20 protein-coding genes and 1 riboswitch are annotated in these 20,028 nt (G+C 67.5%); of the genes, 3 read left to right on the top strand and 17 right to left on the bottom strand.

Going from position 1 to position 20,028, the window contains the following annotated elements; translation table 11 throughout:
- Positions 1-47 precede the first annotated feature (47 nt).
- The gene (locus NVV90_RS04260; RefSeq protein WP_258439951.1) at positions 48-686 is read right to left on the bottom strand and encodes a LytR C-terminal domain-containing protein; all 639 of its coding nucleotides are present in this window, start codon (positions 684-686) and stop codon (positions 48-50) included.
- Positions 687-735: 49 nt separating this feature from the next.
- Complete coding sequence (locus NVV90_RS04255; protein ID WP_258439950.1) at positions 736-1,068, bottom strand: DUF3263 domain-containing protein; 333 nt, start codon at positions 1,066-1,068, stop codon at positions 736-738.
- Positions 1,069-1,174: 106 nt separating this feature from the next.
- On the opposite strand from NVV90_RS04255, the gene NVV90_RS04250 reads away from it, so the two are divergent.
- Together NVV90_RS04250 and NVV90_RS04245 are read left to right on the top strand one after the other, a co-directional pair.
- Positions 1,175-1,939 carry a uracil-DNA glycosylase gene (locus NVV90_RS04250; protein WP_258441067.1) on the top strand — a complete coding sequence of 255 codons (765 nt, stop codon included), beginning with the start codon at positions 1,175-1,177 and terminating at the stop codon, positions 1,937-1,939.
- Between the two features lie 52 nt (positions 1,940-1,991).
- Entirely contained in the window at positions 1,992-2,831 is an 840-nt protein-coding gene (locus NVV90_RS04245; RefSeq protein ID WP_258439949.1) for a siderophore-interacting protein, read from the top strand.
- 48 nt (positions 2,832-2,879) lie between these two features.
- Here NVV90_RS04245 and NVV90_RS04240 read toward each other — a convergent pair whose 3' ends face one another.
- The 10 genes from NVV90_RS04240 to NVV90_RS04195 form a co-directional block, all read right to left on the bottom strand.
- On the bottom strand, positions 2,880-4,367 hold the full coding sequence (locus NVV90_RS04240; RefSeq protein WP_258439948.1) for a threonine/serine exporter ThrE family protein: 1,488 nt from the start codon (positions 4,365-4,367) through the stop codon (positions 2,880-2,882).
- A 27-nt stretch (positions 4,368-4,394) separates the two neighbouring features.
- On the bottom strand, positions 4,395-5,678 hold the full coding sequence (locus tag NVV90_RS04235; RefSeq protein ID WP_258439947.1) for an aminoacyltransferase: 1,284 nt from the start codon (positions 5,676-5,678) through the stop codon (positions 4,395-4,397).
- A gap of 111 nt (positions 5,679-5,789) precedes the next feature.
- Positions 5,790-6,923 carry a peptidoglycan bridge formation glycyltransferase FemA/FemB family protein gene (locus NVV90_RS04230; RefSeq protein WP_258439946.1) on the bottom strand — a complete coding sequence of 378 codons (1,134 nt, stop codon included), beginning with the start codon at positions 6,921-6,923 and terminating at the stop codon, positions 5,790-5,792.
- A 32-nt stretch (positions 6,924-6,955) separates the two neighbouring features.
- Positions 6,956-7,777 (bottom strand): DNA/RNA non-specific endonuclease, encoded by an 822-nt coding sequence (locus NVV90_RS04225; RefSeq protein ID WP_258439945.1) that lies wholly within the window; start codon positions 7,775-7,777, stop codon positions 6,956-6,958.
- Positions 7,778-7,863: 86 nt separating this feature from the next.
- A complete protein-coding gene (locus tag NVV90_RS04220) occupies positions 7,864-9,279 on the bottom strand; it encodes an L-serine ammonia-lyase (RefSeq protein WP_258439944.1) in 1,416 nt (471 codons plus the stop codon).
- A 141-nt stretch (positions 9,280-9,420) separates the two neighbouring features.
- On the bottom strand, positions 9,421-10,743 hold the full coding sequence (glyA, locus tag NVV90_RS04215; RefSeq protein ID WP_309304093.1) for a serine hydroxymethyltransferase: 1,323 nt from the start codon (positions 10,741-10,743) through the stop codon (positions 9,421-9,423).
- On the bottom strand, positions 10,740-11,123 hold the full coding sequence (gcvH, locus tag NVV90_RS04210) for a glycine cleavage system protein GcvH (protein WP_258439943.1): 384 nt from the start codon (positions 11,121-11,123) through the stop codon (positions 10,740-10,742). The genes glyA and gcvH overlap by 4 nt, the downstream gene beginning before the upstream one ends.
- 39 nt (positions 11,124-11,162) lie before the next feature.
- Positions 11,163-12,296 carry a glycine cleavage system aminomethyltransferase GcvT gene (gcvT, locus tag NVV90_RS04205; RefSeq protein WP_258439942.1) on the bottom strand — a complete coding sequence of 378 codons (1,134 nt, stop codon included), beginning with the start codon at positions 12,294-12,296 and terminating at the stop codon, positions 11,163-11,165.
- Positions 12,297-12,307: 11 nt separating this feature from the next.
- Positions 12,308-15,160, bottom strand: coding sequence for an aminomethyl-transferring glycine dehydrogenase (gene gcvP, locus NVV90_RS04200; RefSeq protein ID WP_258439941.1), 2,853 nt, complete (start codon positions 15,158-15,160; stop codon positions 12,308-12,310).
- A 175-nt stretch (positions 15,161-15,335) separates the two neighbouring features.
- Positions 15,336-15,433: riboswitch (glycine riboswitch) on the bottom strand.
- Between the two features lie 148 nt (positions 15,434-15,581).
- Positions 15,582-16,121 (bottom strand): TetR/AcrR family transcriptional regulator, encoded by a 540-nt coding sequence (locus tag NVV90_RS04195; RefSeq protein ID WP_258439940.1) that lies wholly within the window; start codon positions 16,119-16,121, stop codon positions 15,582-15,584.
- Between the two features lie 71 nt (positions 16,122-16,192).
- On the opposite strand from NVV90_RS04195, the gene NVV90_RS04190 reads away from it, so the two are divergent.
- Positions 16,193-17,734, top strand: coding sequence for an MFS transporter (locus tag NVV90_RS04190; protein WP_258439939.1), 1,542 nt, complete (start codon positions 16,193-16,195; stop codon positions 17,732-17,734).
- A 4-nt stretch (positions 17,735-17,738) separates the two neighbouring features.
- Here the strand turns inward: NVV90_RS04190 and NVV90_RS04185 are convergent, their stop codons facing one another.
- The 5 genes from NVV90_RS04185 to NVV90_RS04165 form a co-directional block, all read right to left on the bottom strand.
- Positions 17,739-18,197, bottom strand: a complete 459-nt coding sequence (locus NVV90_RS04185) for an SRPBCC family protein (protein ID WP_258439938.1) — start codon at positions 18,195-18,197, stop codon at positions 17,739-17,741.
- 9 nt (positions 18,198-18,206) lie between these two features.
- Positions 18,207-18,566: a metalloregulator ArsR/SmtB family transcription factor gene (locus NVV90_RS04180; RefSeq protein WP_258439937.1), complete on the bottom strand. Its 360-nt coding sequence runs from the start codon at positions 18,564-18,566 to the stop codon at positions 18,207-18,209.
- A 67-nt stretch (positions 18,567-18,633) separates the two neighbouring features.
- Positions 18,634-18,960, bottom strand: a complete 327-nt coding sequence (locus NVV90_RS04175; RefSeq protein WP_258439936.1) for a hypothetical protein — start codon at positions 18,958-18,960, stop codon at positions 18,634-18,636.
- Positions 18,957-19,703, bottom strand: a complete 747-nt coding sequence (locus NVV90_RS04170; RefSeq protein ID WP_258439935.1) for a cation diffusion facilitator family transporter — start codon at positions 19,701-19,703, stop codon at positions 18,957-18,959. The genes NVV90_RS04175 and NVV90_RS04170 overlap by 4 nt, the downstream gene beginning before the upstream one ends.
- Positions 19,700-20,026: a helix-turn-helix transcriptional regulator gene (locus NVV90_RS04165; protein WP_258439934.1), complete on the bottom strand. Its 327-nt coding sequence runs from the start codon at positions 20,024-20,026 to the stop codon at positions 19,700-19,702. Before NVV90_RS04165 ends, NVV90_RS04170 begins: the two co-directional genes overlap by 4 nt.
- Between the last annotated feature and the right edge of the window lie 2 nt (positions 20,027-20,028).

Genomic DNA, 20,028 nt, shown 5'->3' with positions numbered 1-20,028 from the left:
AAGGCACCCAAACGGGCACCCAATCGGGCACCAAGAGCCAGCAGAGGCTAGGCGTATCCGGGGCCCAGGACAACTACCAGGGGCTGCTGGATTTCCAGGGATTCCACGACGTTGGCAATCCGTAGCAGGGTGGCCAGCGCCTGGGCGTTGCCTTTCTGGGCCGGGCTGTTGTAGAAGATCACCGAGCTCTGCTGCGGCAGTCCGCCCCAGTTGCCGACCGTGGAGAGTGGCCAGCCGCCGCCTTCAACAGTCCCGGCAACACGACCGGCCAGGCCGCCGGTGGTGGTGGCGTTGTAAACGGACACCGCCGTGGTCTTGTCCACGGCCGGGCCCGCCGGGGCTGAGGGAGTTCCCGACGTCGAGGGCCCAGCGGAGGGCTCCGTGGAAGACGCGGCGGACGGCTCCGTGGAAGCGGCTGGCTGGTTGGCCGGGTCCGAGGGCGAGGATGACGGGGCCGTTCCCTTGGCGGCACCTTGCTGGGAGATGCTCGTGGCCGCCTGCGGCGCGGTGAACCCGACCTTGGGGAAGATGAAAAAGGCAAGCAGACCGACGGCCAGTGCCAGGACGCCAAGGGTGAGGACCGGCCACAGTGCAGGGCGGGACGGTGCGGTGGTGGCACGGTGGACACCCTGCCGCGAGGGGCTCTGCGGGACTCGGTCGAATTCATCCCTGGCAAATTTGGTCATGGTGAAGCGTTGTCCTTGCTGCTTGCTTGCTGAGAAATCAGCGTGGCGTTTACGCGTCGGACCCCAAGCGGCGCGCAGTACGCGCACACTGGCGCGACGTACGTAGTCTACGCAGTCGCTTCACCAGCATGGGATCGTGGGCCAATGCATCCTCGGTATCGATGAGTGCATTGAGGATCTGGTAATAGTGGGTGGCCGAGAGGTCGAACAGCTCCCTGATGGCCTGTTCCTTGGCCCCGGCGTACTTCCACCATTGCCGTTCGAGGGCGAGCATCTGCTGGTCCCGCTCGCTCAGGGGGGAATCACTGCGCGTCTCGGCCGAGAGGTCTGCGAGGGCCGGGCGCTCAGGGCCGGACCCGTGCTCGGGGGCGGGCTCCGTCATGGCACACTCCTTCGGCTCTGTTGGGGGTCTCCTTCTCCATGCTACGGGCGAATACGAACGCTGTCATTTAGCCGGCGGCCTCCGCGCGGGAGACAATGGCGGCGTGATGGGTGACGATGCGCTGTTTGAGCTGGAGCCGGCCGGTGGCGGCGCGGACGGCTTTGCGGAACTGGCCGGCCTGCCGTTGGCGGAGCTCATGGCCCCGGACTGGGCGTCGGCCCTGGGGCCGGTGGAGCCGCAACTGCGCTCCGCTTTGGACTTCGTGGCAGCCCAATCCGCTGCCGGGCATCAGGTCCTTCCCGCCGCCGGAAACCTCCTCCGTGCCTTCCGCCAGCCGCTGGCCGACGTCAAGGTCCTGATCCTGGGCCAGGATCCCTACCCGACGCCGGGACACGCCGTCGGGCTTTCCTTCGCTGTTTCGCCGCAGACCCGGCCGATCCCCCGCAGCCTCAGCAACATCTACCGCGAACTCCACGACGACCTGGGACTGCCGCCGCGCGTGCACGGCGACCTTTCGGCCTGGAGCAGCCAGGGCGTCCTCCTGCTCAACAGGGTCCTCAGCGTCACCGCCGGCAACGCCGGCTCGCACCGGGGCAAAGGCTGGGAGGCCATCACGACGGCGGCAGTCACGGCCGTCGCCGGCCGCCGGGATGCGGACGGCAAGCCGAGCCCGCTTGTGGCCATCCTGTGGGGCAAGGACGCCGAGGCCGTGGTGCCGCTGCTGGACGGCGCACCGGCGCTGGTTTCGGCACATCCGAGCCCGCTTTCCGCCTCCCGCGGCTTCTTTGGCTCGCGGCCGTTCAGCCGGGCTAACGCCCTGTTGTCCCAGCAGGGCGCCGCGCCGGTCGACTGGGAACTGCCCGTCCTGTAACGGGAAGCCACCGAATGGGCGCGGCGGCGGTTATTAGCTTAGGCTTACCTACATGACTGCCCTGCCTGCCACTTCTTCTGCCACGCGCAACACGCGCCCCCAGGTGAACCTCACGGTCCTGCGCAAGGAACGGCTTTCGCCGCACATGGTGCGGGTCGTCGCCGGCGGCCCGGGCTTTGCCGACTACACGAACAACGAGTTCGTGGACCGGTACATCAAGATCGTTTTCCCGCAGCCGGACGTCGAGTACCCGCAGCCGCTGGACCTGTGGTCGATCCGCGAATCGATGCCCCGCGCCCAGTGGCCCCACACCCGCACCTACACGATCCGCTGGGTGGACCTGGCGGCGCAGGAACTGGCCGTTGACTTTGTGGTGCACGGCGATGAAGGCCTCGCCGGGCCGTGGGCACTGGCTGCCGAACCCGGCGACCCCATGGTCTTCACGGGCCCGGGCGGCGCGTTCAATCCCGCCCGCGACGCCGACTGGCACCTTTTCGCCGGCGACGACGCCGCCCTGCCGGCGATCGCCGCGTCCATCGAGTCGCTGTCGCCGGACGCCCGCGGCGCCGCGTTCCTCGAGGTGGACAGCACCGCCGACATCCTGGACATCGCAGCCCCCGCAGGCGTCGAACTGACCTGGCTGTTGCGCGAAGGCGTCCCGGCAGGCTCCAGCGAGCTGCTCATCGAGGCGCTGCGCTCCGCCGAGTTGCCGGCCGGCCGCGTCAGCGTGTTTGCGCACGGGGAGCGCGGGTACATGAAGGCCATGCGGGAAGTGTTCTTCGTCAAGCACGGCCTGGAACGCTCCCAGGTTTCCCTGTCCGGGTACTGGGCCCAAGGCCGCGTGGAGGAAGACTTCCAGGCCGAGAAAAAACTGCCGATCGGCCAGATCTAGCGCCGCCGTCAGCGGCGCCTGACCCCGGCCGCCGACCGGGTGCCGCCGTCAGCGGCGCCTGACCCTGCGTCGCTCGTTGCTGGACAGGCTCTTGGTGAACGGCCGGGCCAGATTGTCGCCCAGCACAATGCCGGCGGCCACGCCCATGACAATCGCGGCCGCGTTCAGCATGCCGCCGGCGCCAAGCAGGATGTCCGCTTCCTCCACGGTCAAGACATACATGGAACGGAATATCTTGAGTCCCGGCAGCAGGATCAAGGCTGCCGGCACGGCCACCACCAGCTGGGGCGCGCCGAGCTTCAGGGCGACCACCCGGGCCAGCAAACCGATGATGACCGCCGCGATGGCGGGCGACAAGCGGTCGCCCAGGCCGAGGAAGGTGGCCCCCCACAGGGCGAAGAATCCCACCAAGCCCACCGCCGCGGTCGGAAGCAAAAGCCTGGTCTGCGTCTGTTCGGTGACGCCGATGGCCACCACCGCAACGGCGATCAGGATCGCCTGGCCCCACAATGGATACGCCTCGGGGAATGTTTGGGTGACGTCCAGGACCTCGCTGCCGATCAGCTCCCCGCAGACCACCGCGACGGCGATGCCGGCGACGATCGCGCCGAAGGTCAGGAGGGTCGAGAGGAAGCGGCCGGCCGCGGTGACAGGGAAGCCATTGATGGCGTCCTGCACGGACGAGACGAGGCGGCCCGTGGGCAGCAGCAGCAGGATGCCGCCCGCCACCACGATGGACGGCGCGATGTCCGCCCCCGCCCACTTCAGTGCCAGGGCGATGAAGGTGACCAGGAACGAACACGCCATGGTGGCGAAGAAGTCCGGCGTGCGCCATTTGCCCAGCTGGCGGGCCACCAGGTTGACCAGCAGATTGGCCACGAAGGCCAGGCCCGAGGCGCCGGGGCCGCCGCCCAGCACACCCACGAACACGGCGGCGAACACGCCGAAGGCCATGGTGACCATCCAGCGCGGGAACGGCTTGGTGCTGCGGATGATCTCATCCAGCCGCCGCACCGCCTCGGAACGGCCCACTCCCCCGGCCACGATGTCCGTGACCAGCTGGTGCACCTGGGCCAGCCCGGCGTAGTTGTTGGTCCAGGACCGGACCACCCGCAGAAGCGAGATGGGCGTCTGGTCCTTGGGAGCGTAGTTGATGGCGAAGGACTGGTTGGTGATGTCCACCTCGATGTTCTTCAGCCCCAGCGCCGCCGTCACGGCGATCATACTGGTCTCAACCTCGAGGGCACCCGCACCGTACCGGAACATGGACTCGGCCAGGTGCAGGGCAAAGTCGATCGTCTTGCGCGCCGACGCGTCAACGCCGCCCACCTGGATGGTGGGGTTGGCGTAGGGGCTGCCCGCCAGGCGGTCCACGATGCTCATGGGCGCGGTGGGCGGGTTCTCCCCCTGCACTAGCCGGCGGAGCATGCGCTTGGCGTTGACATTCTGGCGGACTTGGGAAGGCCTGAGCGGCTGCGTCTTGGGAAGACCGTCCGTGTGGGGCCGGGAACCGGCGCCCTGGGGTCCTTCAGTCACTCTGTTCTTCCTCCCTTGGTGGACGGATTACCGCTTTCCCCGCAATCTTCCCAGCAGATCCTGTGCAACGCCGATCGCTTTCCTCGCGAGGCGGTTTGCGTGGAAGACCGGCGGATTCACCGGGGCCACGAAATCGCCCAGCAACTGCACCACCTCGCCGCCAAAGCCCTTCTTGAAGGCGTAGCCGCCGTGCCCTTCCTCGTCCTGGCCTTGGATGCCGAAGGTGCCGTAGAAGTTGTACCGGGAATAGCCGTTGTGCAGGGCGTGCAGCATCATGCCCCAGTACAGGGACGTGGCGCCGTTGAAGTAGATGTAGTCCTGCACGGTGCCGCCGATCACGCAGACCAGCTCATCGCCGAAGCAGGCAAAGTGGATGGCTGCCACGGTGGCCACGCCGACGGAGTCCGGGAAGCGCTCGATGTCCTTGAGGCTGCGCTCGTAGCTGTCAACGAGGTCCTGGACCACCTTGATGCGGTTGGCCTTCTTCTTGCTGCCCGTCTCCTCCACCTCGCGGCGCAGATCGGCCAGGACCAGGGACTCGGCGTCGAGGCGTTCCGTGATGGAGCGCCGGTATTCCGGGATGTTGATCTTGGCCATCATGAGCTTGGTGAACTCATCGGAGGTGCTCTTGAGCAGCTGCTCGTAGTACGCGCGCTCGCGGTAGGTGAAGCCCTTCTCGTCGCCGGCGGTGCTCAGGGCACCGTAGAACTCGTCCAAGGTCTCCAGCGTGGCCTGTTCCAGGTACACGCCGTTCTTCTCGGCCTTCCGGATGGCCTTGCGGGTGCGGTAGTTCATGCCCATGATGAGCTCTTCGGAATCCGCCACGCCGTCGAGCGTCTTCACGAACATCCAGTTGATGTTGGCGAAGTTCATGTCCGAGCCCTGGTGGGCGAAGCCCTGGCCGGCCAGCGCGGCCACCAGCCAGCGGTTGTCCTCCACCTCCGGGTGCTCGGCGCCGTCCTCGTCGCGGGCGAGGTACCGCAGATTGGGCGAAATCCGCAGTTCAGCGGCCTTCCGGGAGGCGGCGTGCTTCTTCAACTGCCCGACGACGAAGCCGAGCGCCTCGGCGTCGCTGTAGTCCATGAGCGGGCCCTTGGCGCAGTCGCAGATCTTGTAGCCGAAGCGGTTGGCCGTGTACACGAGCTTCCCGGCGGCAATCAGGATGCCGCCGCGGCGGACGCCGAACAGTTCCACAACCTGGCCCCGGGCACGCTGGAAGCGCGTGAGGTCCATCGACTGAATGAAGGTGTTTTGGGGGTGGCCCTTGGCGAAGGTCTCGAATTCAGCGTCGCTGAGAAGTGCGAATTCCATGGCGGTTCCAGCCTCAATCGGATTCAAAAGAAGTTACCTCACGTTGATGAAAGTGTGCCGTTCGTGGCAGGCACGGGCCGGTGCTTGATGGCAGCCTGGTTGCGGCCGGGGTCAGTAGAACTGGCCGCCGGTCCGCATGGTCTCGAGCCGGCGGAAGATGCGCTCGCCCCCGTTGAGCCACAGGCGGTGCCGCACCGGGCCCAGGACGAGGTCGTAGCAGCCCACAAAGTCCGTGACGGTCTTGGTGAAGCTGGTCTTGAACAGGCCCATGCCGTACAGCGGGTGGGTCTTGTCCTTGATCCGGGCGGCGGTGGGCGTGCCGCAGAAGTCGTATGCGACGCAGCCCAGTTCCTGCATCCTGCGGATGGCCGCCCACTGCACCAGGTGGGAGTCGCCGTACTGCTTGCGGTCCTGGGTGGAGCCGCCGTCCTTGTACGTGGCCTTGGAGCCGTAGTTGATGACGAAGGCGCCCACGCTGGGCTTGCCGTCCTCGTAGACGAAGAAGAAGTGGCCCTGGCCGCGGCTGCAGAAGCCGTCCCAGAAGCTGGAGTAGTAGTCGAAGCTGCGCAGCGGCATGGCGCCCTTGGCGTTGACGGTGTTCTCCATCAGGGCGTAGAGCTTGCGGTAGCTCCCGACGCCGGCTTCCTCCTGCCGTACCTCGCAGCCCTCGCGCTCGGCGCGGCGGACGGCGTTGCGGGCCCGCGAGGAAATGCTCCGGAGGACCTCGTTCTCCGGAGCGGCGATGTCCAGCAGGGCCGTGGAGTCGTTGGACTGGATGTTGGGGGCCTTGACCAGCCCGGCCGCCGAGAGCTGCGCGGCGGCTTCTGCGGAATCAACGATGTCCGGTTCGATCTTGATGGTGAACACGTTCATCTTCTGGCTGCGGGCCAGCTCGGCGCAGGCCGAGAGCATGGGCCGGATGTCGTCCGGGGAGGCTGCGTCGGGACCCTTGATCAGGTACCAGAGCCGGCCAAGCACGGGGAACTTCTTTTCCAGGATCAGGTTGTAGCTGGCGTACTGGCCGTTCTCCAGGACCAGCCAGCGGACCTTCCAGCCGTTGCCGTCCTTCACGGTGGCGTAGGCGGCCGACTGGAGCATGTTGCCCCCGTTGGGGTTGGCCGTGACGTGCTTGTCCCAGTTTTCGATTTCCTCGGCGGTGGCGAAGCGTGCGGTGAATTCTCGCAAGGGCCGTGTCCAATCAGTTGCGTACTTGTGGCTGCAGGCACCGTGGCGCGGCGCAGGCATGCAGCCACAAGTCTATCGGCCCCGGGAAGGCCCTACAGCCTGATCTGCTCCGCCGTCTCCAGCCGGATGGCCTTCGGCTTCTCCCCGAGGGCCCGCTGCCCGCGGGCAAGTCGGTCGGCGTCCGCGAGCGTGTCGAGCGGCAGGCCGGTCAACCCGGCGATGTCCTCGATGGGCACCTGGAAGGTGCGGAACGGTCCCAGGGGCGGGGGTTCGTCCGTGAGGAGCCGCTCCCTGGTGGCCTCTTCCAGCTCCACCTTGTCCATGAGCGGGGTCTGGTCCACCACGAAGCCCACGGCGCCGAGCACGGCGTCGTTGGTCCACGCGGCGATCTTCCAGAACTTCCGCGGCACGTGCACGCCGCGGTAGGGCGGATCATCGTCGCGGAAGACCGGCCCGGTGAAGACGCTCAGCCTGGCGTCGAAGGTGTCGGCATGGCCCAGCACATGGTCCTCGAGTCCCACCCAGAGCTGCTTGCCCTGGTTGAAATCATCGATCTGTGGAGCCGCGTTGGTGAAGGCAAAGGTGTCCTGGTTGGCTTTCTTGGCCGTCGCGGCGTCGCCCCACACGGGATCCAGGCGGCGGACCAGGTGTCCGCGGTCGAAGGCATTGTTCTTGTAGACCTCGGGCCCGGCCTGCTGCTCCTTGGGGATCCTGGAATCAAAATGCCAGGTGCCCTCCCGGGCCAGGGCGTCCAGTTCGCTGCCGTTGATGTTGACGCCCACGATCGCCGCCAGCTTGCGGTCGGGGCGGAACCGCACCGAGAAATGAATGTAGTCAAGAAGAACCGTCGTCTCCGACGGACTGGGCAGCTCAAGGCCGGCCCGCAGAAAGTCGCTGTCATATCCCCCGCTCATGGGTACATGATGGCACCACGGACCGACACTGAACAGACAGCAGCGGCAGGCCCTGAACCGCTGGGACAGACCCTAGGCTTGCGCCCTCAGCACTCCACCACGTTGACGGCGAGGCCGCCCATGGCGGTTTCCTTGTACTTGGAGGACATGTCCTTGCCGGTTTCGCGCATGGTCACAATGACCTCGTCCAGGGAAACCCGGTGCGTGCCGTCGCCCCAGAGTGCCATCTTGGCCGCGTTGATGGCCTTGGCCGCGGCGATCGCGTTGCGTTCGATGCAGGGGATCTGCACCAGCCCGCCGATGGGGTCGCAGGTCAGGCCCAGGTTGTGCTCCATCGCGATCTCGGCCGCATTCTCCACCTGCCCCGGCGAGCCGCCCATGACCTCGGCCAGGCCGGCCGCGGCCATGGAGGACGCGGAGCCCACCTCGCCCTGGCAGCCCACCTCGGCACCGGAGATGGAGGCCTGCTCTTTGTAGAGCACCCCGACGGCGCCGGCGGCCAGCAGGAACTTCACCACGACGTCGTCGCGGTCCTGCTGGGTGGCCTTGTCCATGCCGGGGGCAAAGTTGAGGGCGTAGTAGAGCACGGCGGGGATGATGCCCGCGGCGCCGTTGGTGGGGGCCGTGACCACGCGCCCGCCCGAGGCGTTTTCCTCGTTGACGGCCAGGGCGATCAGGTTCACCCATTCCTGCCAGTACTTGGGGTCGCGGTCCTTGTCTTCCTTCAGGAGCCGCTCGTGCCAGTCGGGGGCCCGACGGCGGACCCTGAGTCCGCCGGGCAGCACGCCTTCGCGCTTGAGGCTGATCGCGACGCAGCCTTCCATGACGGACCAGATGTGCAGCAGGCCCGCCCGGATTTCCTCTTCGCTCCGGGAGGCGCGTTCGTTGATGAACATGATGTCCGAGATGCCCATGCCCTTGGAGGAGCAGCGTCCCATCAGTTCCGCGGCGGTGCGGAACGGCAGCGGGAGTTCCTTCTTGGACTCGTCCAGTTCTTTCTGGGCTGCGTCTTCCTCGCCCTCGCGGACGATGAAGCCGCCGCCTACGGAGAAGAACGTGGCCTCGTGCAGCACGGCGCCGTCGGCGTCGGACACGCTGAACTTCATGCCGTTGGTGTGGCGCGGGAGCACGGTGAGCGGGTGCAGGACCATGTCGCCCTCGCCGTACGGCAGGGGCACGCCGGAGGCCGGATCCGCGGCGCCGGCCAGGTTCAGGGTGCCGGTCTCCGCGATCGATGCCAGGCGTTCCTCAACCTCATCGGGGAGGATGACCTCGGGGTGGTATCCCTCCAGGCCCAGCAGCACGGCGGTCATGGTCCCGTGGCCCCGGCCTGTGGCGGCCAACGATCCATACAGGTCAACGCGCAGCGAGGCCACGCGCTCCAGCGCGCCGGAGTCCTTGAGTTCGCCCGCGAAAACCGCGGCGGCGCGCATGGGCCCCACAGTGTGGGAACTCGAAGGGCCGATCCCCACGGAGAAAAGATCGAAGACACCAACAGCCATTGTCGGATTCCTAACATACTGCTTGCTGTGGTCCGGCAGATGGTCCTGCCGGATGGCAGCGGCCATGTGGGCCGTTGCCGGGGACGGGCATCCGCTTGTGGCGGACGCCCGTCCCGTGGCTACCTTGTTAACGATCCTCGCCTAGGCGAGGTTCGCAACACCCGGGTAGAGCGGGTGCGCGGCGGCGAGTGCCTCAACGCGGTGACGCAGGCCCGAGAGGTCGGCGTCGGCGTCGGCGATCAGGGCCTCGGCGATGATGTCCGCGACTTCACGGAACGCTGCTTCGCCGAAACCGCGCGTAGCCAGGGCCGGGGTGCCGATCCGGAGGCCGGAGGTGACCATCGGCGGGCGAGGGTCGAACGGCACGGCATTGCGGTTGACGGTGATGTCAATCGCGGCCAGGCGGTCCTCGGCCTGCTGGCCGTCCAGCTCGCAGTTGCGCAGGTCAACCAGGACCAGGTGCACGTCGGTGCCGCCGGAGATCACGGAGATCCCCTTGGCCGTGACGTCGTCCTGGACCAGGCGCTCGGCGAGGATGCTGGCACCGGCGAGGACACGCCCCTGGCGCTCCTTGAACTCCGGCGAGCCGGCGATCTTGAAGGCCACGGCCTTGCCCGCGATCACGTGCTCCAGCGGACCGCCCTGCTGGCCCGGGAAGACCGCAGAGTTGATCTTCTTGGCCACGTCGGCGTCGTTGGAGAGGATGATGCCGCCGCGCGGACCGGCGAGGGTCTTGTGCGTGGTGGAGGTGGTGACGTGGGCGTGCTGCACCGGGCTCGGGTGCAGGCCTGCTGCCACCAGTCCGGCGAAGTGCGCCATGTCCACCATCAGGTACGCGCCGACGAGGTCCGCGATGCGGCGGAACTCGGCGAAGTCCAGCTGGCGGGCGTAAGCGGACCAGCCGGCAACGATCAGCGCGGGCTTGTGCTCCAGCGCCAGGCGCTCCACCTCGGCCATGTCCACCGTGTGGCTGTCCTCGCGGACGCCGTACGGGACCACGTTGTAGAGCTTGCCGGAGAAGTTGATCCGCATGCCGTGCGTCAGGTGTCCGCCGTGGGCCAGGTTCAGGCCCATGATGGTGTCGCCCGGCTTGATCAGCGCGTGCATCACCGAGGCGTTGGCCTGGGCGCCGGAGTGCGGCTGCACGTTTGCGTACTCGGCACCGAACAGTGCCTTGACGCGGTCGATGGCCAGCTGCTCCACGACGTCCACGTGTTCGCAGCCACCGTAGTAGCGCTTGCCCGGGTAACCCTCGGCGTACTTGTTGGTCAGGACCGAGCCCTGGGCCTGCATGACGGCAACGGCGGTGTGGTTCTCCGAGGCGATCATTTCCAGGCCCGAACGCTGGCGGGTCAGTTCGTCGTCGATCTTCGCCGCGATTTCCGGGTCCAGATCGGACAGCAGGGCGTCCAGGCTCGGCGAAGCAACCTGCTCAAAAGCGGTTGCGGCAGCCGCGGCCGTCACAGCTCGCCGCCGTTCTTGGAAGCGTATTCTTCGGCGGACAGCAGCGGGCCGTCGGAATCGGCGGCGACCTTGAAGAGCCAGCCGGCACCGTAGGGGTCGTTGTTGATCAGGGCCGGGTCAGCGACGACGGCGTCGTTGATTTCCGTGACCTCGCCGGTGACCGGGGAGTACAGGTCCGAGACGGACTTGGTGGACTCGACTTCGCCGCAGGTCTCGCCGGCGGTGACGGCGGAGCCGACCTCGGGCAGGTCAACGTAGACGATGTCGCCCAGGGCGTCGGTGGCCACAGCGGAAATGCCGATGGACACCAGGTTGCCGACCTCGCGGGCCACCCACTCGTGCTCGTCGGAGTACTGCAGTTCGGGAGCTACTTTAGCCATGTTTGTTCCTTAAGTTGTGGTGGTCGTTGTGAAGTCTGGTTACTTCTGGCGCTTGTAGAACGGCAGGGCGATGACCTCGAAGGGTTCCGCCTTGCCACGCAGGTCGATGTCCAGGGCGGTGCCCAGTTCGGCATGCTCGACGTCGACATAGGCCAGTGCCACAGGGTAGCCCAAGGTGGGGCTCGGCTGGCCGGAGGTGACCTCGCCCACCACGACGCCGTCCTTCAGGACCGGGTAGTGGCCGCGGCCGGCGCGGCGGCCCAGGCCCTTGAGGCCGACCAGCTTGCGGCCGCTCGTGGAGCCGGCGCCGTCTGCCTTGAGTGCTTCCAGGGCGGCGCGGCCCACGAAGTCGGATTCCTTGGCGAGTGAGACGACCGGGCCCAGGCCTGCGGCGAAGGGGTTGCCTTCGAGGGAGAGCTCGTTGCCGTAGAGCGGCATGCCGGCTTCCAGGCGCAGCGAGTCGCGGCACGCCAGGCCGGCGGGGATGAGCTCGCCTTCCTCTGCTACGGCGTCGATGGCCTGCCACAGGGCCGCGGCAGACTCGTTGGCCACGAAGATCTCGAAGCCGTCCTCACCGGTGTAGCCGGTGCGGGCGAGCAGCAGCTCTTCGGTGCTGCCGCCGAACGTGAAGGGAACCTCGACGGCGGCGTAGTACTTCAGCTCGGTGACCAGGGCGTGCTGTTCGGCCGGGACCATGCGGAGGAGGATTTCCTCGGCCTTGGGTCCCTGGACGGCGATCAGCGAGGTGGCTGCGGAGGCGTCCTCCACCACCACGTCGAAGCCGGCGGCACGCTCGGCCAGTGCCGCGGCGACCACCACGGCGTTGCCGGCGTTGGGGACCACGAGGAACTTCTCTTCGCCACGGCGGTAGGTGATGAGGTCATCGATGATGCCGCCGTCTTCCTGGCAGATCAGCGAGTACTTGGCCTTGCCCACGGACATCGCGGAGATCTTGCCGACCAGGGCGTAGTCAAGGAACGCGGCGGCGCCGGGACCGGTGACCCAGACTTCGCCCATGTGGGAGAGGTCGAACAGGCCGGCGGACGTGCGGACCGCGTGGTGTTCGGCCAGTTCGGAGGAGTACTTCAGGGGCATCTGCCAGCCACCGAAATCGGTGAACGAGGCGCCGAGCTTCTTGTGCTCTTCGTAGAGCGCGGTGTAGTTCTCAGTCATCGCGGAAATCCTTAGTTCTCGAAGTCTTCGATCGGCGGGCAGGAGCAGACCAGGTTGCGGTCGCCGGCTGCGCCGTCGATGCGGCCTACGGGCGGGAAGTACTTGTCCTGCTTGAGGTGGTGGACCGGGAAAACGGCCTGCTCGCGCGGGTACTCGCGGTTCCAGTCGGAGGACACGACGGCGGACGCGGTGTGCGGCGCGTTGCGCAGCGGGCTGTTCTCGACCGTGAAGTCGCCGTTGGCGACCTGGTCGATTTCCTTGCGGATGGTGATCATCGCGTCGATGAAACGGTCGATCTCCACGAGGTCCTCGGACTCGGTGGGCTCCACCATCAGCGTGCCGGCAACCGGGAACGCCAGGGTGGGGGCGTGGAAGCCGTAGTCGATGAGGCGCTTGGCCACGTCTTCCGCGGTGACGCCGGTCTTGGCCGTCAGTTCGCGCAGGTCCAGGATGCACTCGTGGGCCACGAGTCCGCCTTCGCCGGTGTACAGGACCGGGAAGGACTCGTTCAGGCGGGCAGCGATGTAGTTCGCGGCCAGCAGCGCGGACTTGGTGGCCTCGGTGAGGCCGGCGCCGCCCATGAGCTTTACGTAGGCCCAGGAGATGGGCAGCACGCCGGCAGAGCCGAAGCGCGATGCCGAGATGGCCACGCCGTGGCCGGCCTCGTGGGCTGCCTTGTTGGCATCGCCCGGCATGAACGGTGCCAGGTGGGCCTTGGCTGCCACCGGGCCGACGCCCGGGCCGCCGCCGCCGTGCGGGATGCAGAAGGTCTTGTGCAGGTTCAGGTGGGACACGTCGCCGCCGAACTTGCCCGGCTGGGCCAGGCCCACGAGCGCGTTCAGGTTGGCGCCGTCAACGTACACCTGGCCTCCGGCGGCGTGCACCGAGTCGCAGATTTCGCGGACGTCGGCGTCGTACACGCCGTGCGTGGACGGGTAGGTGATCATGATGCAGGACAGGACGTCCTTGTTTGCCTCGATCTTGGCGGTCAGGTCCGCGTGGTCGATGGTGCCGTCAGCGGCGGTGGCCACCACCACAACCTTCATGCCGGCGAGGACGGCCGACGCGGCGTTGGTGCCGTGGGCCGAGGCCGGGATGAGGCAGACGTTGCGCTGCTCGTCGCCGCGGGACAGGTGGTAGCCGCGGATGGCCAGCAGGCCGGCGAGCTCGCCCTGGGAGCCGGCGTTCGGCTGGATGGAGACCTGGTCGTAGCCGGTGATTTCGGCGAGGTCCGCTTCCAGGCCCTCGATCAGTTCACGCCAGCCGGCGGTCTGGGAGTCCGGTGCGAAGGGGTGGATGGAGGCGAACTCCGGCCAGGAGATGGCTTCCATCTCGGCCGTGGCGTTCAGCTTCATGGTGCACGAACCCAGCGGGATCATGGTGCGGTCCAGTGCCAGGTCGCGGTCCGAGAGCTTGCGGATGTAGCGCAGCAGCTGGGTCTCGGAGCGGTGGGTGTTGAAGACCGGGTGCTGCAGGTAGTCGGAGGTGCGCTCGACCGCGGCTTCCAGCCCGAAACCTTCCACGGACTCACGTACCTCAGCGCCGAAGACGCCGGCGACGGCGGCGACGGTTTCCGGCGTCGTGGTCTCGTCAACCGAGATGCCGACCGTGTCGGCGTCGATGCCGCGCAGGTTGATGCCCTCGGCCTCGGCGGCGGCAACGATGTCCGCTGCCTTGCCCGGGACACGGACAGTGACGGTGTCGAAGAAGCTGCCGTGCAGGACCTCCAGGCCGGCGGCCTTCAGGGACGCGGCCAGGGTGCGGGCGTTGTTGTGGACGGTCTCGGCGATCGACTTCAGGCCCTCGGGGCCGTGGTAAACGGCGTACATCGAGGAGACGATGGCCAGCAGTGCCTGGGCGGTGCAGATGTTGGACGTGGCCTTTTCGCGGCGGATGTGCTGCTCGCGGGTCTGCAGGGCCAGACGGTACGCGGGGGTGCCGGCGTCGTCCTTGGACACGCCAACCAGGCGGCCTGGCATGGAGCGCTCAAGGCCCTTCTGGACGGCCATGTAGGCAGCGTGCGGGCCGCCGAAGAACAGCGGCACGCCCAGGCGCTGGGTGGAGCCGACGGCGATGTCGGCGCCCTGCTCGCCCGGAGGCGTGATCAGCGTCAGGGAGAGCAGGTCAGCGGCGACGGTGACCAGTGCGCCGCGCTCCTTGGCGGCGGCGATGACGGCGGCGTGGTCGAACACGCGGCCGGAAACGCCCGGCTGCTGCAGGACGATGCCGTTGATGTCGCCGTCGGGCAGGCCCTGGGAGAGGTCAGCGACCTCCACCTCGAAGCCGAGCGCCTCGGCGCGGCCCTTGACGATGGCAATGGTCTGCGGCAGCACATCGGCGTCGAGGACGGTCTTGCCGTCGTGGGCTGCCTTGTTCTTGTTCGCGCGGCGCATCATGAGGACGGCCTCGGCAACGGCGGTGGCTTCGTCCAGCAGGGAGGCGTTGGCGATGGGCAGGCCCACCAGGTCCTGGACCATGGTCTGGAAGTTCAGCAGCGCCTCGAGGCGGCCCTGGGAGATTTCGGGCTGGTACGGGGTGTAGGCGGTGTACCAGGCCGGGGATTCGAGGATGTTGCGGCGGATGACCGGCGGCGTGACGGTGTCGTAGTAGCCCTGGCCGATCATCTGCACGGCGGTCTTGTTCTTGGCAGCGAGCTTGCGCAGCTCGGCCAGGACCTCGACCTCGCTGAGGGCGTCCTGCAGGGTCAGCGCAACGTCCTGGCGGATGTCGTTGGGGACCGCGGTGTCTACGAGCGAATCGACGCTGTCGTAGCCGACGGACTTGAGCATGGTGTCGATGTCGGCCTGGCGGCGGGCGCCAATATGCCGGTCGACGAAGGTGGTGGAGGCTGAACTAACCGTCACGAAGGAACTCCATTACTAAGGCGGCGCAGGGTACGCCGCAGTGGTTCGGGTTCCTCCCCGCTCTGTATTGGACCTGAGAGTTTCCGCAGACACAGGTCTGCTTGCACCGTCGGTGAGCACAGCGTGTTCAGGTGTCATTGACACCCGTGGACAGCTTGCTGCTTTCCAGAGTTGCCTTGCCGCGGCGGTACATGGGCCTGAGAGATTCCTGGGGAGGATTTGCTCCTACGGCGCCCGCATCACTTGCCTGCAGGACTCTCCCGCCGCAGATCAAAGGCGTATTTAGTTGTTCTAACACGGGTTGCAGCTGCCGGTGACGACGGCCACAAGCACCCATTCTCCTATGGACGGGGCCTGTCCGCAAATGGCAATTTTTGCACCGCTTCACACAGGCGGGCCACCCGGCGCGCGGTCCCGCGAGTCAGCCGCGGAGGCGGTCCAGCGTCGCCAGGAGGGAGTCGACGTCGGCCTGCCGCCCGGGCGCCGCACCGCCGGATGTTCCCTCGAACATGGCATTGAAGTAGAGGCCGTCGCCCATGTAGCGCACGGCCTTGGCAAGCTCGGGCCCGACGTCGTCCGCGAGCACATCGAGCCACTGCTGCTGGATTCGGGCGAAGCGCCGGCGCGTTTCCTCGTGAGCCACCTCGGCCAGGCGGGTGGAGGCCACAAACACCCGGTCCAGCGGAGTGTCGGCCCAGAGCGAGGATTTGATGAAGTAGGCGGCGGCACCCTCGGGGGCTGACTTCATGCCCTCAATGTCATCCTGCGCCAGCCGGTCCATGCGCTCGAGCAGCGAACCGATCAGCGCTTCCTTGTTCGGAAAGTGGTACAGCAGGCCGCCCTTGGAGACGCCCGCCCGCTTGGCGACGGCGTCGAGGGTTGCGGCGCGCTCCCCCACCTCGATCAGCAGGGCTTCAAAGGCATCCAGGACCGCGTCCCGGGCAACTGGTTTTCGTGGCATGGCTCCTATCATCCCCTAGTTCCGCCGGCATTCATTTGAAACTGTACCGTCTGGACGGTACAGTAATGAATATGCTCAGCCCGACCACAACCCTGCACAGCCCCACCACCTCCACCCCGTCCGCGCCGTGGCGCGACTGGGCCGCCCTGGCCCTGCTGATGGTCCCGGTGCTCCTGGTGGCGGTGGACAACACCGCACTGACGTTTGCGCTGCCGGAAATTGCCCGCTCGCTGGACGTGGGCGGCATGCAGCTGCTGTGGATCGTGGACGCCTACCCGCTGGTGCTGGCGGCCCTGCTGGTCTCGATGGGAAACCTGGGCGACAGGATCGGCCGGCGGCGGCTGCTGCTGATCGGCAGCACCGGCTTCGCCGTGATGTCGGCCGTGACGGCGTTCGCGCCGTCGGCAGAGTGGCTCATTGCCGGACGTGCGGCGCTGGGCATCTTCGGCGCCATGCTGATGCCGTCCACGCTGTCCCTGATCCGCAACATCTTCGCCGACCCGAACCGGCGGCGGCTGGCGATCGCTATCTGGGCCGCCGGCTTCTCCGGCGGTGCCGCCTTGGGCCCGATCTTCGGAGGCTGGCTCGTGGAGCACTTCTGGTGGGGTGCGGTGTTCCTGGTGGCGGCATTCCTGCTGCTGCCCCTGCTGGCGCTGGGCACCTTCCTGATCCCGGAGTCCCGGGATGCCAACCCCGGCCGCGTTGACGTGACAAGCATCGTGCTTTCCATGCTGGCCATGGCGCCAACCGTCTACGGCATCAAGGAATTCGCCTCGCACGGCATGGCCCCCCATGCAGCCGCATTCGTGACCCTGGGCCTGTTCATGGGCGTGCTGTTTGTGCGCCGGCAGCGGCGCCTGGACTCCCCCATGCTGGACGTCCGGCTCTTCGGCAACAGGGTGTTCAGCACGGCCATCGCGGCCAACATCCTGTCCCTGTTCTCAATGACGGGCTTCTTCTACTTCTTCGCCCAGCACCTGCAGCTGGTGGACGGCCAGTCCCCCATGCAGGCCGGAATCGCCATGGTCCCGGCCCTGCTGGCCACGGTGGTGGCAGGCCTGCTGGTGGTGCCCCTGGTCAGGAAGATCCGCCCAGGCCTGGTGGTGGCGGGCGGATTGGCCCTCAGCGCCGCCGGCTATGCGGTGGCAGCCCTGGGTGACCACGGCCAGGGCCCGGTGTTCCTGCTGTCCGCGCTGCTGCTGATTGCCCTGGGCGTGGGTTCGGCGGAGACGATTTCCAACGACATGATCCTGGGCGCCGTCCCGGCGGACAAGGCGGGCGCAGCGTCAGCGATTTCGGAGACCGGCTATGAGCTGGGTTCCCTCCTGGGGACCGCGGTGCTGGGGTCGATCCTGACCGCGTCCTACCAGCACAACCTGCTGCTGCCGGAAGGGCTTTCAGAGGCAGGGGCCGGGCAAGCAGGGGAAACGCTGGCCGGTGCGGTGGAGACAGCCGCAGCCCTGCCCGCTCCCCTGGCGGAGGCCCTGACCGCAGCGGCCCGGGCAGCCTTCGAATCGGGCGTCCATGTCACCGCGGCGATCGGGCTGGTACTGATGGCCGGCGCGGCAGTGCTTGCCGCCGTCGTGCTCCGCCACGTGCCGACCGCGAAGTAGCCGCTCAGCTGCCTTCCACGAAGGCTTGGAGGGCATCGAGGAGTCCCTCGGTGCCCTCTTTGCGGCCTTCCACATGGTCTTCGTCGGTGAAGTAGGCGCCCTGTTCGGTGAGGGTGAGGCGTGTGCCTTCGCCGTCGGCCTCCATCTCGATGGTGGAGAGGGAGACTGACATGCGTTCGCCGTCGAGCAGCATCTCGTAGCTGTAGACGATCCGCTGATTCTCAACGATGTCGTGGTAGACCGCCTTCATGGTGGAGACGAAGCCGCCTTCGGGGCCACCGGAATCCGTCTCGCTGCCGCCTTCGCGGAAGTCCAGGCTGGATTCGCCTTGGGCCCACTCCTCCGGGCCCACGAACCACTTCTTCTTGTTGCCGTAGTCCGCGAAGGCGGACCAGACGCGGGATACCGGGGCGTTGAGTTTGCGTTCAAGGCTGAAGCTCGCGTGCGTAATGGGCGTGGTCATGACGTGCTCCTAGTGTTCGTTGGCCGGAGTGGTGTTATCCGGGATGCTGAGGAACTCCTCCAGGCGGTCGAGGCGCCGCTCCGCGCTGGTCCGGCGCAGGCCGAGCCAGGCTTCGGCGGACCGGACCGCTGAGGGCACGATGCTGCAACTGCGGACCCGTCCGGTCTTTTCGCTGCGCACCAGCCCACTGTGTTCCAGGACCTGAAGGTGCTGGACAATCGCCGGCAGGCTCATGGAGAAGGGCTTCGCCAGCTCCGAGACCGACGCCGGTCCCTCACAGAGCCGGACCACAATGGCCCGGCGGGTAGGGTCGGCGAGAGCCTGGAACACGGAATCGAGATCCACGTCCTGCCGCTGATTGTTAAGCATATGCTTAAGTATCCGCCGAAAGGCCGGGAAGTCAAGGGGTCACTGGTTCTCGTCCCGATCAGGACCCCTACTTGGGCTGAGCCGCCCGCAAGATGGCCAAACGAACCGCCAGACGCAACGCAGCGAGGCTGGGCTGTCCCGAGAGGCCGTCCGGAGTCGGATACACGCGGCATGTCACGGCAGGCTCGGCACTCGACGGGAACAGGTCCCTTCCACCGATCATGAACGTCGGCGAACCGTGGAAGCCCAGCTCCCGGGCTTCGTCCTCGGAGCTGACTTCCCGGACATGCACCTCGGCATCCCGGCCCTCTTCGGCCAGGGCCCTGCGGTACAGCTCCAGTGCCGGGCCACTGTTGGGGCAGTCCGCAATGATGCGCAATTCGTAGTTGGTCATGGCTGCTCCTTCCCGAGTCCAAAGGCCACGGCCCGGGGGTGGGACCCGGATCCGCATTCCTCGCAGCAGCCGGCGGCAGCATCCTTCTCCGCCGCGGGCTGGGCTGCCTCGGTGCGCGGGACTGTGCAGCAGACGTCTCCGCGCCAGGCGTTGACGCCTTCACGGACGGCGATGACGGCAATGACCAGGGCGGCGCCGGCGTCGGCCCACCACCAGCCCAGGGCGCTGTTCAGCAGCAGTCCAGCGAGCAGCACCGCGGAGAGGTAGGTGCACAGCAGGGTCTGCTTGGAATCGGCCACGGCGGTCCGGGAGCCGAGTTCGCGGCCGGCGCGGCGCTGCAGCCAGGACAGGACGGGCATGATCGCCAGGCTCAGCACCGCAATCACGATGCCCGGCGTGGAGTGCTGCGCCTCGCCGCCGCCGGCCAGCGAGCGGACGGCGTCGACGGCGACGAAGGCCGCCAGGGCGAAGAAGGAGACGGCGATGATCCGCAGCGTCAGGTGCTCGCGCCGCTTGGGGTCCTTGGCCGAAAACTGCCAGGAGAGCGCGACGGCGGAGGCCACCTCGATCACCGAGTCCAGTCCGAAGCCGATCAGCGCCGAGGAATCCGCGACGCCGCCGGCCCAGAGCGCCACGATGGCCTCGATGACGTTGTAGGTAATGGTGGCGGCGGCGAAGATCCGGATGCGGCGGCTGAGGACGGCGCGGCGGGCCAGGCCGGGCGCCTGCTGCAGGGCGGTCATACCAGGCACTCGCCATCCGGAGCGCAGCAGGCAGGGTCCACGGCCAGCACGACGCCGATCAGGTCCGTGATCGCATGGCCCAGCCGGGCGTCGGCGAGCTCGTAGCGGGTCCGCCGGCCGTCCGGAAGGGCCACCACCAGGCCGCAGCCGCGAAGGCATGTCAGATGGTTGGACATGCTCTGCCGCGACACCCCGAGGGCGTCGGCCAGCTCCGAGGGGTAGCCGGGTTCTGCGGCCAGCGCCAGCAGGATCCGTGCCCTGGTGGGATCAGAGACCGCGTAGCCGAACCGCGCCAGGACCGGGGCGTGCGTGAGGGTTTCCATTC

It is taken from the genome of Arthrobacter sp. CJ23 (assembly GCF_024741795.1).
GTDB lineage: Bacteria > Actinomycetota > Actinomycetes > Actinomycetales > Micrococcaceae > Arthrobacter.
The sequence above is the reverse complement of the archived record's forward strand: the minus strand, read 5'-3'. Positions and strand labels throughout refer to the sequence as shown.

Bases quoted from the DNA above. Each gene is read 5' to 3' on its own strand.
- NVV90_RS04185 (WP_258439938.1), bottom strand. From the start codon at position 18,197: ATGACCACGCCCATTACGCACGCGAGCTTCAGCCTTGAACGCAAACTC.
- NVV90_RS04170 (WP_258439935.1), bottom strand. From the start codon at position 19,703: ATGACCGCCCTGCAGCAGGCGCCCGGCCTGGCCCGCCGCGCCGTCCTC.
- NVV90_RS04255 (WP_258439950.1), bottom strand. From the start codon at position 1,068: ATGACGGAGCCCGCCCCCGAGCACGGGTCCGGCCCTGAGCGCCCGGCC.
- NVV90_RS04260 (WP_258439951.1), bottom strand. From the start codon at position 686: ATGACCAAATTTGCCAGGGATGAATTCGACCGAGTCCCGCAGAGCCCC.
- NVV90_RS04245 (WP_258439949.1), top strand. From the start codon at position 1,992: ATGACTGCCCTGCCTGCCACTTCTTCTGCCACGCGCAACACGCGCCCC.
- gcvH (WP_258439943.1), bottom strand. From the start codon at position 11,123: ATGGCTAAAGTAGCTCCCGAACTGCAGTACTCCGACGAGCACGAGTGG.
- NVV90_RS04180 (WP_258439937.1), bottom strand. From the start codon at position 18,566: ATGCTTAACAATCAGCGGCAGGACGTGGATCTCGATTCCGTGTTCCAG.
- gcvT (WP_258439942.1), bottom strand. From the start codon at position 12,296: ATGACTGAGAACTACACCGCGCTCTACGAAGAGCACAAGAAGCTCGGC.
- NVV90_RS04175 (WP_258439936.1), bottom strand. From the start codon at position 18,960: ATGACCAACTACGAATTGCGCATCATTGCGGACTGCCCCAACAGTGGC.
- NVV90_RS04235 (WP_258439947.1), bottom strand. From the start codon at position 5,678: ATGGAATTCGCACTTCTCAGCGACGCTGAATTCGAGACCTTCGCCAAG.
- NVV90_RS04195 (WP_258439940.1), bottom strand. From the start codon at position 16,121: ATGCCACGAAAACCAGTTGCCCGGGACGCGGTCCTGGATGCCTTTGAA.
- NVV90_RS04250 (WP_258441067.1), top strand. From the start codon at position 1,175: ATGGGTGACGATGCGCTGTTTGAGCTGGAGCCGGCCGGTGGCGGCGCG.
- NVV90_RS04165 (WP_258439934.1), bottom strand. From the start codon at position 20,026: ATGGAAACCCTCACGCACGCCCCGGTCCTGGCGCGGTTCGGCTACGCG.
- NVV90_RS04230 (WP_258439946.1), bottom strand. From the start codon at position 6,923: ATGCCTGCGCCGCGCCACGGTGCCTGCAGCCACAAGTACGCAACTGAT.
- NVV90_RS04225 (WP_258439945.1), bottom strand. From the start codon at position 7,777: ATGAGCGGGGGATATGACAGCGACTTTCTGCGGGCCGGCCTTGAGCTG.
- NVV90_RS04220 (WP_258439944.1), bottom strand. From the start codon at position 9,279: ATGGCTGTTGGTGTCTTCGATCTTTTCTCCGTGGGGATCGGCCCTTCG.
- NVV90_RS04190 (WP_258439939.1), top strand. From the start codon at position 16,193: ATGCTCAGCCCGACCACAACCCTGCACAGCCCCACCACCTCCACCCCG.